Annotated in this window: 7 protein-coding genes; 2 read left to right on the top strand and 5 right to left on the bottom strand. The window is 72.9% G+C overall.

Translation table 11 applies throughout. The annotated features are described in order from the left end of the window. Positions 1 to 372 precede the first annotated feature (372 nt). Both K8638_RS28225 and K8638_RS28220 read left to right on the top strand, forming a co-directional pair. Positions 373 to 1,380: a DUF1028 domain-containing protein gene (locus tag K8638_RS28225; protein WP_223757750.1), complete on the top strand. Its 1,008-nt coding sequence runs from the start codon at positions 373 to 375 to the stop codon at positions 1,378 to 1,380. A gap of 125 nt (positions 1,381 to 1,505) precedes the next feature. Beyond that, positions 1,506 to 2,303 (top strand): hypothetical protein, encoded by a 798-nt coding sequence (locus K8638_RS28220; protein ID WP_223757749.1) that lies wholly within the window; start codon positions 1,506 to 1,508, stop codon positions 2,301 to 2,303. Between the two features lie 73 nt (positions 2,304 to 2,376). On the opposite strand, the gene K8638_RS28215 is transcribed toward K8638_RS28220, so the two are convergent. The 5 genes from K8638_RS28215 to K8638_RS28195 all read right to left on the bottom strand — a co-directional run bounded on the left by K8638_RS28215 (position 2,377) and on the right by K8638_RS28195 (position 14,072). Continuing rightward, positions 2,377 to 4,344: a 4-alpha-glucanotransferase gene (locus tag K8638_RS28215; protein ID WP_223757748.1), complete on the bottom strand. Its 1,968-nt coding sequence runs from the start codon at positions 4,342 to 4,344 to the stop codon at positions 2,377 to 2,379. Positions 4,345 to 4,428: 84 nt separating this feature from the next. Beyond that, complete coding sequence (locus K8638_RS28210; RefSeq protein WP_223757747.1) at positions 4,429 to 7,617, bottom strand: efflux RND transporter permease subunit; 3,189 nt, start codon at positions 7,615 to 7,617, stop codon at positions 4,429 to 4,431. 40 nt (positions 7,618 to 7,657) lie between these two features. Next, a complete protein-coding gene (locus tag K8638_RS28205) occupies positions 7,658 to 8,860 on the bottom strand; it encodes an efflux RND transporter periplasmic adaptor subunit (RefSeq protein WP_223757746.1) in 1,203 nt (400 codons plus the stop codon). A gap of 214 nt (positions 8,861 to 9,074) precedes the next feature. Further along, on the bottom strand, positions 9,075 to 10,046 hold the full coding sequence (locus tag K8638_RS28200) for an ADYC domain-containing protein (RefSeq protein ID WP_223757745.1): 972 nt from the start codon (positions 10,044 to 10,046) through the stop codon (positions 9,075 to 9,077). A gap of 207 nt (positions 10,047 to 10,253) precedes the next feature. Continuing rightward, a complete protein-coding gene (locus tag K8638_RS28195) occupies positions 10,254 to 14,072 on the bottom strand; it encodes an SUMF1/EgtB/PvdO family nonheme iron enzyme (RefSeq protein WP_223757744.1) in 3,819 nt (1,272 codons plus the stop codon). Positions 14,073 to 14,187: the final 115 nt, after the last annotated feature.

Raw genomic sequence — 14,187 nt, 5'->3', positions numbered from 1 at the left:
GCCGGGCGCGCACCATATCCGCGGCACGCCCCCCCGTGTCTCATGCATTTGCATGCGCTCGCGGGGGTGCCGCCGCTTCAATTTTCCGGGAGAGGGCTTCCGCCGGCCGGCCCGCCGAGCGCAGGGCACCCGGGCCCCCTGGGCTTCTCCGGACAGGTGGGATTTCCGCGTTCCCCGTCCCGCCTGTCCCACCCGTATTCCCGCGCGCTCCGGCCATCCGATATGCCTCCCGGCGGCGCGTCGTTGTTCATGGCGACAGCGCCGGGGACGGGCGGCACGGCTCCCGGCGCTTCAATCCCACACCCCTGAGGGCCACCCACGGCCACGCGGACCTCGCGCGCCGGACGGGAGCCCCTTGTCCCGAGGTAGACCATGAAGCTCCTCAAGCGCGGCCTGCTGGTCCTGTCGTCCCTCCTGGTGACGTCCTCCACCGCGGCCGCGGCGGACCGTCCCATCAACACGCGCATCTTCGGCACGCGCGCCGTCATCGCGTGCGACCCGGTGGAGCAGTCCTGCGGCATGGCCGTCATCTCGTTCCCCAGCGGTGTCAGCGGGCTGGTGCCCTATGGCCGCTCGGACCTCGCGGTGGCCACCATGGCGCTGCCCTCGGTGGATGACGCGAACGCCGTCATCGCGCGCATCGACTCGGGCGAGGCGCCGCAGGACGCCATCGACACCGTGCTCACGGCGGACCCGCTGGCCTCCATCCGCCAGCTCGCCGCAGTGAAGCTGAACCCGGACGGCACCGTGACGGTGGGCCAGCGCTCCGGCGCGGAGACGAGCCACTTCACCTGCTCCGTCAAGGGCAGCACCTTCGTGGTGCAGGCCAACAACATGAGCACCGGTGAGATGTGCGACGTCATGGCGGAGGCCTACCAGCAAGCCCGGGGCAGCCTGCCGCAGCGGCTGCTCGCCTCGCTCAAGGCCGGCGCGCGCGTGGGGGGTGACCGCAACGGCGAGCGCTCCGGCGTCATCCGCGTGTGGAACAGCACGAATCCCTCCGCCTTCTTCACGCACGTGCTCGCCGACGCCTCCGTGCACGCGAGCATGACGGCGCTGCGGGATTTGGAGGTGCAGCTCAACCGCCACCAGGGAGTCCTCGCTCCGACGTATGCGGCGGACCTCGTGACGCTGGACAAGGACACCGCCCGGTTCATGAAGCGCGCGCTGCGCAAGCTCGGGTACTACGACGGTCCGCTGGACGGCACCTGGCCCGCGGGCGCCGAGAAGGCCCTGGCTGACTTCACCTGGAACAACTGCTTCAACGACAAGCCCACCGTGGTGGAGGACGGCGTGCGGAAGATTGACGGCGTGCTCGTGCGCTTCCTGCGCAACACGGACCTCGACGCGCTCGCCCCGGCGACGCCTCCGGCGCAGTGAGGGTGTGAAGTTCCTGGAGGGCACTCCGTCCCCACGGCTTCCACATCGTGACGCTGGCACCCGGGCGCCGCTCGTGAGAGAGGGAGGCCGCCGGCCCTGACCGAGCGGGCCGCCAGGAGAGGACGATGAAGCGGTCTGGACGCGGGCTGACGTCGCTGTTGCTGGCTGGATGCATCGGAGTCGCCGGGTGCAAGAAGGAGGAGCCACCTCCGACGCACCCGGCCGCAGAGCTTCCCGCGCCGGATGACGCGCCCGCCCAACCCTCTCGTCCGCCCGAGGGCACCGTCCCCCGTGAAGGCGAGGCCGCCGCCAACCCGCCCGTGCATGTCGTCGTCCCCGCCGATGGTGGCACGGGGGCTCCCGTGCAGACGGGGGACGACGCTCCCGAGACGGCGCCCCAGGGATCCACGGGCGGCACGGCTCCGGCTCCGGCTCCCGTGCCGGCTCCGGCGAACGCGGCGAACCAGCCCCCAGAGGACCTGAAGAACCGCGAGTGGACCGCGGGCAACGTGGAGCTGAAGCGCCGTCCGGGGATGCCCGTGACGCTGCGCTCGGTGCGCGCGGGGCAGCACGCGGACTATGACCGCGTGGTGTTCGAGTTCGAGGGGACGCAGCTCCCCGGCTACGCGCTGGAGTACGTGGACACGCCCATCATCCAGTGCGGCTCGGGCGACCCGACGCCGGTGGCCGGCCAGGGTTGGCTGCAGGTGCGCTTCACGCCCGCGCGCGCTCACAATGACCAGGGTCAGGCAACCGTCGCCGAGCGGGAGATGAAGCCCAACCTCCCCATCCTCGTGGAGCTGGAGCGCACCTGTGACTTCGAGGGCGAGGTGACGTGGGTGCTCGGCAACAAGAAGCCCAACAAGTACCGGGTCATGGAGCTGCGCGAGCCGGCCCGGCTCGTGGTGGACGTGCAGCACTGAGGTGTCGCGGTTCTCGGCGCGGTCCGCGCGGGGCCGCGCTGGGGCTCGGCGTGCCGGCTGCGCCCGCGTGAGCCTACCTTCCGCCGCGGAGCTCCTCCGCCAGCCGGTCCAGCCCCGCGAGCAGTGTGGGGTACCGGTCGCGGGTCCCCGCGCCTCGTGCCCGCAGCGCCATGGCCAGCACCGCGGGCATGTTCAGCGCCGCGTCGCCCCGGAGCCGCTCGCGGTACACGCGCGCCCAGTCCTCCGGCACGCGCAGGGACCAGTTCCGCGGGTCCACCGTGCCGGGCGTGTTGTACGTCTCCGTCATCCCCAGCAGGTCCGTGAAGAACACCATGACGTTGCGCGCCCGGCTGGCGAACAGGTCCGCCAGCTTCGCCTGCGCGAGCTGTCCCGGGTCCTCCGCCAGTCTCCTCGCGAAGGCCTCGCGCCCTGCTTCTTCCGGACACAGGCGCCACGCGAGGTAGTCCGCCTGCGCCTTCAGCGTCCCGCGCCACTGCCACTCGCCCACCAGCCGCCACAGGGACTTGGTGTCGTGGTTGCCCACCATCACCCAGTCCTCGGGCGCCACGTTCTCACTGCGGTACACGTCCGCGGGGTTGTTGAGGTCGGCCTTCTGCGTCACCCGGAAGCGCCCCAGCCCGTACTGCGCCAGCACGCGCTCCAGCGGATACGGCAGCGTGCTCAGCACCTCGCTCAGCAGGTCGCCCAGGTCGCGCCCGTTGCGCCTTGCCGCACCCACCACCGTGTCGAAGAGGACGCTGTAGCGGCGCACCTGCTCCGGGGTGAGGGACTTCACCTCCCCATCCGCGTACCGGGGCACCGTGCGGTCCAGCTGCTCCGGGTGCACCAGCGCGTAGCGCGCCAGGTCCGGGTGGTCCGGCAGGTCCGGCGAGGAGAAGAGACGCGCCCCGTGCTGCACCGCCCACAGTGCGTCCGGCACGTCCGAGCGGTACACCCACGGACACACCAGCCCGTGCGGGTGGTCCAGCCGCAGCCCGTCGTACTCGCCGAGCATCTTGTCCATGCGCGCGTTCATGAAGCGCAGCACCGGCCCGGCCCGCTGCCCGGCGGCCACTCCGGCGTAGTCCGGCTCGAAGTACTGCTCCGGGTCCAGCACCGGGTAGTTCCACGGCTGGCCATCCGGGTTGGTGCGGCTGGGCGGCGCGCCCATGAGGTACTTGCGCAGGAACAGCCCCTGCCACGCCCATGTGTCTCGCGGTGAGAAGCCAATCTGCAGGTCGCCGTACAGCTTCAGCCCGCCGCCCACCACGCGCTCGCGCAGCGCCTGGTGCTGGACGTGCACGAGGAACTGGAAGAAGGCGTAGCGCTCCAGCGACTCCGCGTACCGGGCCTCCAGCTCGACGACGCGCGCGGCGGCCGAGGCTTCCTCCTCGCGGCGGGGGCTCCACAACCGCCCGTCCAGCGAGTCCGCCCAGCGACGCCAGTCCGGCTCATGCTTCTCCTCGCACAGCACGTCGAAGAGGGCGTCGCGGAGCAGCCACGCGTGGTGCTGCCGCCGGAAGGTGGCGAAGCGAGCGGCCAGCTCGCGGATGGCGGAGGAGGCATCCGGAGCCTCGCGCTGGCGGCGGAACGACTCCCACGCCTCGTGCAGCAACGCGAGCTGCGTGCGGAACGCGTGGCGGTAGCGCTCCCCCGGGCCGGAGCTCCTCGGGCGGCTGGCGGCGAGGCCGGCCACGCGCCCGCACGGCAGCAGGGCGCCCCAGGGCTCGGGCTCCTCCAGCACAGCGAGCGACACGTCGAGGACGTTGCGAGAGAAGAGCGTGGCGTCGTACGGCGAGGCGTTGAACTCGGTGGTCTGCCCCTGCGGGCCCAGCTGGATGCCGTTGAAGCCCAGCTCCCGCGCGAAGCCGAGGAAGCGCGCCGCTCCCTCCGAGTAGGGCGAGCCCCAGCCGAGGTCCTCCCCCGGGAGTTGCGGGAAGCTGGGGTCGTGGATGCTCAGCACCAGATTGCGGACGTCGAGCGCGGCCAGGGCCTCGGTGACGAGTCGGTGGTGGTCTTCGGGCAGCGGGGCAGGAGCCATGACGGGAGACAGCCGACCCTACGGGCCCCCGCGCGAGCCGCCAACCCTCCTGAAGGGCAGACGTTCAACATCCAGCGCCCTCGCTCACTCCTGACGAGCCTGAGGCATCGGCCGGGGCTCGCCACCGCCACCGTGGGGCTCGTGCTCCTGCGGGGGACGCATGTGGAAGAGCTTCCGCAGCTTGCGGGCCATCCACGTGCGGCCGTCCACCAGGATTTCGTACACCGTCGGAATCACCAGCAGCGTCAGCAGCGTGGACGTAATCACGCCGCCAATCACCGCGCGACCCAGCGGCGCGCGGAAGTCACCACCCTCGCCCGCGCCGATGGCCACCGGCACCATGCCGGCCACCAGCGCCAGCGTCGTCATGATGATGGGCCGCAGGCGGATACGTCCCGCCTCGATGAGCGCGTCTCGCAAGGGCAGGCCCTTCGCGTGAGACCACTTGGCGAAGTCGATGAGGAGGATGGCGTTCTTCGCGACGATGCCCATCAGCAGGATGACGCCGATGAGGCTCATGATGTTGAGCGTGTCACCCGTGACGAGCAGCGCCAGCACCACGCCGATGAGCGACAGCGGCAGTGACAGGAGGATGGCCAGCGGGTCCAGGAACGAGCCGAACTGGATGACCAGGATGAGATACATCAGCACCACCGCCACGCCGAGCGCGATGAATACCCGCATGAAGACCTCCGCCTGGTCCGCGGACTCGCCGCCCGTCGTCAGCGTGTAGCCCGCCGGGAGCTGCACCCGCGCCACCCGCTCCTGGATGTCCGTCATCACCTCCGTCAGCGAGCGCCCCTGCGTGTTCGCCTGGATGTTGATGACACGCTCGCGGTCCAGGTGCGTAATCTGCGCCGGCCCCAGCGTCTGCCGGATGTCCGCCACCTGTCCCAGCGGCACCAGCCGGGGCGTGCCACCCTGCCCCCCGGCCACGGCGATGGGGAGCTGTGCCAAATCACTCGGGCTGTCACGCGCCTCGGGCGCCAGGCGAAGCATCACGTCCCGCGTCTCGCCGATGGGGTCCACCCAGTCCCCCACGTCCAGGCCCGCGAAGGCCGGCCGCAGCACCTGGGCCACCTGCCCCACCGTCACGCCGAGCTGCCCCGCCAGCCCGCGGTTCAGCTCCACCTCCAGCTCCGGCTTCTGCCCGCGCGTGGACAGTCCCACGTCCACCGCGCCCGGCACCGCTTCCATCTCCTTCCGCACCTGCTCCGCGAGCTGCGTGAGCATCCGCTGGTCCGGGCCCCTCAACTCCAGCTGAATCTGCTTGAAGGCCCCGCCGAAGCCGGACGTGAAGACGGACACCTTCGCGCCGCCGATGACCCGCAGCTCATCGCGGAAGATGCGGCCCAGCGCGTCCTGACTCACGTCCCGGTCCCCCTTCGGCGTGAGCCGCACGTACACCAGCGCCTGGTCCACGCCCGGCGCGCTGAGCGGCAGCGGCACGCCGATGGTGCTGTACGTGTACGCCACCTCCGGGTGCGCCCGGGTGATGCGCACCACCTCCTCCACCTTGCGCCGCGTGTAGTCCAGGCTGGAGCCCGGCGGCGTCTCCACCAGCACCTCCACCTCCGCGCGGTCACTCACCGGCACGAAGCCCGCGCCTCCCACCGTGGCCTGCAAGCCCAGCGCGCCCACCAACGAGCCCACCGCCACCAGCACCATCGCCAGCCGGTGGTCCAGCGCCCAGGCGATGACGCGCTTGTAGCGCTGCGCCTGCCGGTCGAACCAGCGGTTGAAGCGCGTCAGCGCGCGGGAGATGAAGTCGCGCCGCGCTGCCTGCTCCACCTGCGGGTCCGGCCAGTACGCGCTCAGCATCGGGTCCAGCGAGAAGGAGACGAACAGCGACACCAGCACCGCGCACGCAATCGTCAGTGCGAAGGGCTTGAACCACTGCCCCGCCACCCCGTACATGAAGGCCACCGGCACGAACACCGCGACGATGGAGAAGGTGGTCGCCGACACCGCGAGCCCGATTTCGGACGTGCCCTCGCGCGACGCGGTGTAGTGGTCCTTCCCCATCTCGATGTGGCGGACGATGTTCTCGCGCACCACGATGGCGTCGTCGATGAGGATGCCGATGGCCAGCGTCAGGCCGAGCAGCGACATCGTGTTGAGCGTGAAGCCGAAGGCCCACACGCTGATGAACGCCGCGAGCACGCTCACCGGCAGCGCGAGGCCGGTGATGACGGTGGAGCGCCACGAGTTGAGGAAGACGAACACCACCAGCACCGTGAGCAGCGCGCCCTCCAGCAGCGCCGACTGCACGTTGTGCACCGCCTGCTCCACGCGGACGCCCGCGTCGCGGACGATGGCCAGCTTCACCCCGGCGGGCAGGCGCCTCTGCAATGCCTCCACGCGCTCGCGCACCGCGTCCGCCACCTCGGTGGTGCTGTAGCCCTTGGCCTTGAGCACGTCGATGCCCACCGCCTGCGCGCCGTCGAAGAGCGCCAGCGTGCGCGGCTCCTCGGCCCCCACGAAGACGTCCGCCACCTGCCCCAGGCGGATGACCTGCCCGCCTCGCGTGGCCACCACCATGTTCCGGAAGTCCTCCGCGCCCGCCAGCCGGCCCTTGAGCCGGATGGAGGACTCCGCCAGGGGCGCGTTGATGCGGCCCACGGGCGCCGCGAGGTTCTGCGCCTGCAGCGCCCCCACCACCTCCGCCACCGACAGGCCCGCCGCCTGGAGCGCCCCCGGCCGGACCTGCACCGTCATCTCCCGCTCCACCTCGCCCACCACGTCCGCCTGCGCCACGCCCGGCACCGAGCGCAATTCGCCCACCACCAGCGGGTCCGCCACGCGAGACAGCGCCGCCACGTCGAGCTGCTCCGAGGTGAGCGTCAGTGAGACGATGGGCTGGTCCGCCGGGTCGAACCGCGTGAGGATGGGCTCCTCCATCTCCTGCGGCAGGTCCGCCCGCTTGCTGGAGATGGCGTCGCGGATGTCCTGCGAGGCCTCCTGGATGTCCTTCTCGAAGTCGAAGAACACCGTGAAGGTGGCGAGGCCATCGGTGGCGCTGGACGTCGTCTCCTTCGGGTCCACCCCGCTGATGGCGAAGACGGCGTCCTCAATCGGCTCGACGATTTCACGCTCCACCGTGTCCGGTGACGCGCCCGGGTAGGCGATGGTGACGTTGATGACGGGCTGCTGGACGTCCGGGAACTCGTCCGTCTCGAGCTGCCAGAGGGCGACGAGGCCGAAGACGACCAGCGCCACCATCGCGGTGATGGTGACGATGGGGCGCTTGATGGCGAAGTCGGAAATGAACACGCGGTGACTCCCGGCGGAAAGCGATGGAACGCGAGCGGCCTCAGGGGGACTGCTGCCTCTGCGGCGCTTCCGAGCCGCCCACGCCCGGCCATTCGGACTCCACGGGCTTCGACTCGGGGCGCCGCGCCTCCACCTTCACGCGAGTGCCCTCGCCCACCGCGTCGCGCGCCGAGCCGAGCACCACCACGTCTCGCGCCCGCAGCCCGGAGCGGACCTCCACCTGCTGCGCGACGGCGTCCCGCAGCCCCAGCGTGACGGGCACGCGCTGCACGCGCCCGTCCTGGATGCGCAGCACCCCCGGCTCACCGTTGGACTCGACGACGGCGTCCAGCGGCACCGCGAGCGCCTGCTTCGCCTCCGAGGCCACGCGCCCCTCCGCGAAGAGGCCCGCCAGGAGGTGGAGGTCCGTGTTGGGAATGGCCACGTAGATGCGCACCTGGCCGGTGGCGGGGTCCACCACGGGGTTGATGCGCTCCACCTTGCCGCTGACGGTGTTGTCGGCATGACCGGTGACCTGGAACTCCACGGGCGTGCCCACCTTCACCTGCGCCAGCAGGGCCGCGGGCACGGAGGCCTCCAGCCGCAGGGTGCGCGGGTCCACGATGGTGAAGAGGGGCGCGCCGGGCTGCACGACGTCGCCCTCGCTCGCCTGGCGCTCGCTCACCACGCCGTCGAAGGGCGCGGTGATGCGCGCGCGGCCGAGCTGCTCTTGCGCCAGGGCCAGCCGCGAGCGGGCCTCCGCGAGCTGGGCCTCCGCCTGGGACACCGCGAGCTGGGCCCGCTCGAAGTCCCGCTGGGTGATGACGCCTTCCTTCGCCAGCTTCGCGCTGCGCTCCTCCTCGGCCCGGGCCACCTGCACCGCGCTGCTGGCCGTCCGAGTGGCCGTGCGGGCGGCGATGACCTGGTCCCGCAGGGTGGCATCCTCGATTCGCGCCAGCTCCTGGCCCTTCTTCACCACCTGCCCCTGCTCGGCCTTGATGCCGAGGATGGTGCCGCCCACCTCCGCGCGCACCGCGGCCGCCGTGCGCGCCTGCAGCGTGCCGGAGATGCCAGGGCCGGATTGCAGCTCACGCAGCTCCGCGCGGGCCACGTTCTCCTGCCCGAGCGTCACCACCGGCGCCTCGGGCCGCCGCGCCGCCGCGCCCTCCGGGCCCTTGTCGCAACCGGCCGCGGCACAGGCCACCGCCAGCAGCAGCCCGAGCCCCCGGCTTCGTGTCCTCCCGTTCACCTGCGCTCGTCTCACGGCGCGTCTCCCGTCGTCCGCCCGCCTGGCCCATACCCCCGGCGAGCCGGCTAACCATGATGTCGGCCCCCTGCCTCGGGTAGCCGCTCATTGGGTCCTCACACACCCGAATGTCACGCCCCGTCCGCTGCACGAAAGTGGAGCAGGCGTGCTGGCGAGCACTCATCGGGTGTGCCGGGCTCCCACGGAGCGCGGACGTCCGGGAGGCGACGGGCTACCGCGTGCGCGGCGGCACCTCGCTCATGAGGAGCGTGCCGGTGCGGAAGTGGACGCGCTGGCCGCAGCCCGGGAGCTGCGCCTTGCCGGGGCAGCTCACCGGCTCGGTGGCGCGCGTCGACGACGAGAAGCAGAGGGCCCCGTCGGCGTTCCACTCGGCCTCCAGCAGCCACGTCTCGGAGTCCGCCTGCAGGCCGAGCCCGTCATAGACGTTCACCCAGTTGCCGTCCTTCGTGTACGAGGTGCCGTCCCCGCAGAAGTCCGCCCGCACCATGCGCGTGCAGGCCTGGTGATGGTCCGCGAGGCTTCGGCCATCCGCCGTCGTCCCCCAGGGGCGGTAGCCGAAGCGCACGCACTTGGCGATGGCCGCGCCCTCGCACGCGAAGGTGAAGACGGTGACGTCGTCGACCCGCGCGCCGCCGCCGGTCACGCCCTGCTCGTGGTTCCAGCGTCCCAGGACGGGAATGGCGCCCAGCGCGGAGCCATCCGCGGCGGAGCACGCCGGCTTCCAGGTGCCGTCCGTCGTGTCGAGGTAGGAGACGCGATAGGACCACACGTCCTCGTCCCTGCCCCTACCGGGCCGGATGCCGTCCACCCGCAGGTCCACCTTGGTGCCGTCCGCGAGGTTGCCGACGAAGCGCGCGCCGAGGAAGTCCATGCCGGCCAGCGCGTGGGGCCCGTCGAAGCCGTGGAAGACGCTGCCTTGCAGCCACACCGCGCTCATCGGCTCATCCACCGAGCTCGCGCGCTGGACGCCCGCGAAGCTCACCGAGACGAGCGGCTGTCCCAGCTCCGTCCCGTTGAGATTGCGTCCGTTGAGATTACGCCCGTTGAGGTTCCGCCCGTTCGGCGAAGCCAGCTCCGCCACACGGGACTGGAGCGTGGACGCCTCGGGCTCCGCCACCCCACCCGCGCACCCCACCAGCCCCCAGGCGGCAACCACCGCCCCCACCACGCGTTTCGCACCCATGACCCGACCTCCCATCCCGACCCCGTCCTACGCCGTGCAAGATTTGCAGTGGCTCCAGGCCTCGCAAGCCGCACGCACGCCGGCGGACACTTGCATCGTCCACCGGCTGGCAACGCACTGGCATGGCAGGGCAGTCACGGGGTTCCACCGTCCGGTAGCATGCGGTGTCACGGTGTGTGCCCGGTGCATGCGAGCAGGCGGAGGGGCTCAGCGCCCTGGAGCCGGCGGGTCCGCGCACACGCGCAGGCCCACCGTCACGTCACGCAGCGAGGGCTCCGGCAGCTCCCGGTTGGTGGAGCGCGCCGAGGTGGCCGCGAAGGCGAAGCTGCCCCCGCGCGCCACCGCCTTGCCCGGCTCCAGCCACGAGCGCGTCCACTCCCAGACGTTGCCGGCGAGGTCGTCCACGCCGAAGGGGCTGCGCGACGCGGGGTGGCTGCCCACCTCGTCCGGGCCGAAGCCGCCGGGCTGCTTCCCATAGGTGGCGTCGATGTTGGCGTCGTCCGGGGCCAGCGTGTCGCCGTGCGGGTACTCGCGGCCATCCACGCCCCGGGCCGCGCGCTCCCACTCCAGCTCCGAGCACAGCCGCGCCCCGGGCACGCCGCCGGTGGAGGACAGCCAGGACGCATAGGCCTCCGCGTCCTCGAAGGTGATGCCGCTGACGGGGAAGCGCAGCCAGTCCTGCTCCTGGCGGCGCGCACGGCTGGCATAGCGCAGCTTCTCCCCGGCGCGCGCCACGTAGGGCTCGCCGCCGGGCTGGAAGCGAAGCCGCCAGGTGCCGTCGACCCGCTCCAGCGCGAGCAGCCCCGCGTACCCACCGGTGACCACGCGAGGCAGGCGCCGGGCGCGCTCCCCGGGAGGCAGCGCCTCCACGAAGCGCAGCCAGTCCGCGTACGTCACCTCGTGGCGGGCGATGAGGAAGCCCGGCACCTCCACGGCGTGCAGCGGCACCGCGTTGAAGAACTCGCGCACGCTGGCGTCGGCCGCGCTGCCGAAGCGAACCTCGCCCGGGGGCACGAAGACGAAGCCCTCCGGCACCGCGCCCGCGCGAGGCAGCGGCACGCCCAGCCGCCGCGACTCTCCCCGCCGGAGCAGCACGGGCTGCACCACCGGCTCGTGGCCCAGCGCGCGCAGGGAGAGCTGGTAGCGGCCCGGTGGCACCTGCAGGTCCACCCACGGCCCTCCGGCGAGCGTCAGCGGCTCTCCCGGCTCCTCACGGCCCTGGGTGTCGCGCTTCAGCGGCCGCAGCTCCACCTGGGCTCCGGAGGTGGGCGTCTCCAGCGTGAGGCGCGCGGGCGCATTCCACCGCTGCCAGCGCGCGCCCGCGGCGTCATACAGCCTCATGCGCTGCAGCAGCGTGGGCAGCGTCGCGGTGTCGCCGTCCTGCTCGGCCCACAGCGCCCGCTCGTAGAGGAAGTCCGCCAGCGCCTCGCGCACGTCGGGGCGGCCCGGCGCCAGGGCCAGCGCGCGCTCCAGCCTCCCGGCCACCGCGTCGTACTGGTGGCGCACCCGCGCCGCCTGCGCGCCCGCCCGGCCCCAGAGCTTGTCGGCGTCCGACTTGCGGCCGCTGGTGTAGAGGCGGAAGGCCTCGGCGCGCTCGGAGCCGAGCGACTCGCGCTCATGCCCCACCGCCCGCAGGGCGAGCGCGGCCTCCTGGAGCTCGGCGCGCACCTGCGTGTCCAGGCCCCAGCGCTCGCGCAACCGGAGGCCGCCGTAGACGAGCGCCAGCGACAGGACGAAGCCCGCCGCCAGCGCCTGCCGCATCCGCCGGCTGCGCACCACCGTGCGGCGGGAGGCCCGGAGGAAGTCCTGCTCGCGCCGCGTGAGCTCCGCCGGGTCCAACTGCTTCGTCTCCGCGAGCTGGCGGGGCCCCCACAGCGCCTCGCGGGCGTGGCCCAGCTTCTCCCAGTGCCCGGCGGCGGCCTCCAGCCGGGCCTGCACCTCGCGGCGCTCGGCCGCCTCCGCCAGCCAGCGCGCCAGCGTGCCCCAGCCGGAGAGCAGCGCCTCGTGGGCCAGCTCGTACGAGGTGCCCTCCTGGGCCTCGCGCGCCACCAGCAGGCGCGCGTGCACCAGGGCCTCCAGCGCGGCGCGGTGGCGCGTGTCGTCGCCCACCAGCTCCCGGTCCGTCTTGCGCGCGCGGGTGCCGTCCGCGGTGACGAGCCGCAGGAGCACGCCCCGCGCCGCCGCGCGCTGGTCCGGCAGGAGGCGTGCCACCGCGGCGTCCGCGTGCCGCGCCAGCGCTCCGGCCACGCCGCCCAGCGAGTCCAGCGCCGCCTGCGTAATCACCCGGGCCGTGGCGTCACGCGCCTCCCAGAGCTCCGCCAGCGCGAACTGGAGCAGCGGCAGCCCGCCGTCGGCGGCGGTGGTGGAGGCGACGAGCGCGTCCACCAGCGCCTCGGACTCGAAGCGCACGCCCTTCACCCGCGCGGGGCCCGTCACCGCCTCGCGCGTCTCCTCGGGCGACAGGGCGCGGAGGAGGTACAGCGCGCGCGGCACCTCCGCTCCGAGCCCCGGCACCGAGGTGAGGCGGGTGAGGAAGTCGCTCCGGCCGGTGGCCAGCAGGCGCACCCCGCTGGCCCCTTCCGCGAGGCTGCCCAGCGCCTGCCCCGCCAGCGCCGCCTCCACCGGGGAAGCCAGCGTCACCAGCTCCTCGAGCTGGTCCATATAAAGGAGGAGTCCCTCGTGGGCGCCCAGCCTCGCGCGCAGCCGGCGGACGAGGGACGTGGGCTCGTTGCGCAGCGCCTCGGCCAGGGGCTCCTCTTCCATCTGGAGCAGCGGGGCGAGCGCGGCGGCCAGCGCCGCCATGGGCCTGCGCCCCGGCACCAGCCCCGCGGTGTGCCAGCGGCGCCCGTCCTCCAGCGCGCCCTCCACCACCGAGGGGAGGAGGCCGGCGAGACACAGCGAGGACTTGCCCACGCCGGAGTCGCCGGTGATGAGCAGGAAGGACTCGGCGCGCAGCCGCTCCAGCACCGCGCGCTGCTCACGCCGGCGGCCGAAGAAGACGGCCCGGTGTTCCGCCTCGAAGGCCTGGAGGCCGCGGTAGGGGTTGCCCTCGGGCACGTCCGTGGGCGTCTCCTCGCGGGACAGGCCCTCCAGCGCGTCCAGGAGCTGCGCGGCGGAGGCGTAGCGCTCGGAGGGCTCGCGGCGCAGGCACCGGTCGATGATGCCCGCGAAGGCGGCGTCCACGCCGGGCGCGGCCTCTGCCAGCGGGCGCGCGTCGCGGGTGCGCACCACGCGGGGCAGCTCACGCCAGGGCACGTCCCGGAAGGGGCCCCGGCCCGCGCACAGCTCGTAGAGGACGATGCCCAGGGAGTACACGTCGCCGCGCGCCGTGAGCTCCTCGCCCGCCCAGGCCTCGGGGGACATGTAGTAGGGCGTGCCCACCAGCGCGCCGCTCGGCAGCGAGGGGAGGAAGACGCCGTCCAGCGAGCGGGCTCCGAGGTTGGGGCTGGCGTCCGGGTCCAGGTCGTCGGGCAGCTTCGGGGGCTCGGCGCCGGCGCGGGAGGCGGCCTCGGCCGGCTCGGCGGCCTCGTCCAGCAGCTTGGCGAGCCCGAAGTCGAGCAGCTTCACCTCGCCGCTCTCGGTGAGCACGGCGTTGCCGGGCTTGATGTCCCGGTGGAGCACCCCGCGCCGGTGCGCGGCGCTCAGGCCGCGGGCCAGGTCCCGACCCATGGCCAGCACCCGCTCCCACGGCTGGGGCTTGGAGAGCCGGTCCAGGCTGACGCCGCGGATGAACTCCGAGACGAGGTAGGGCTGCTCCTCCAGTTGTCCCACCCGGTAGAGGGTGACGACGTTGGGGTGCTGGATTCGGGCGGCGGCCCGGGCCTCCACGAGAAAGCGGGCCAGGGCGTTGGGCCCGAGCGCGGGGATGAACTTCACCGCCACCGGGCGCTCGAGCAGCGTGTCGTGGGCGAGGTACACCCGGCCCGTCCGCCCACGGCCGATGGGACGCACGAGGCGGTACTCGTCGAACTCCTCTGGAGGAGTCCACGTGTCCTTTGGCTGGGTGGAGGCGGCGGGGGTGCCCACAGGGGGTGCCTATGAATCCACCCGCGAGGGGTCAACCGGGCGGGGGCGGGGAACGATGCACAGCGGAACAGTGGCGCCCCGAGTGTCCGGTGGCGGGCAGTGGGAGTGTCTCCTG

The sequence above is a fragment of the Myxococcus sp. RHSTA-1-4 genome, assembly GCF_020037125.1.
GTDB lineage: Bacteria > Myxococcota > Myxococcia > Myxococcales > Myxococcaceae > Myxococcus.
This window is presented reverse-complemented; position numbering and strand designations above follow the sequence as displayed.

Bases quoted from the DNA above. Each gene is read 5' to 3' on its own strand.
- K8638_RS28225 (WP_223757750.1), top strand. From the start codon at position 373: ATGAAGCTCCTCAAGCGCGGCCTGCTGGTCCTGTCGTCCCTCCTGGTG.
- K8638_RS28220 (WP_223757749.1), top strand. From the start codon at position 1,506: ATGAAGCGGTCTGGACGCGGGCTGACGTCGCTGTTGCTGGCTGGATGC.
- K8638_RS28215 (WP_223757748.1), bottom strand. From the start codon at position 4,344: ATGGCTCCTGCCCCGCTGCCCGAAGACCACCACCGACTCGTCACCGAG.
- K8638_RS28200 (WP_223757745.1), bottom strand. From the start codon at position 10,046: ATGGGTGCGAAACGCGTGGTGGGGGCGGTGGTTGCCGCCTGGGGGCTG.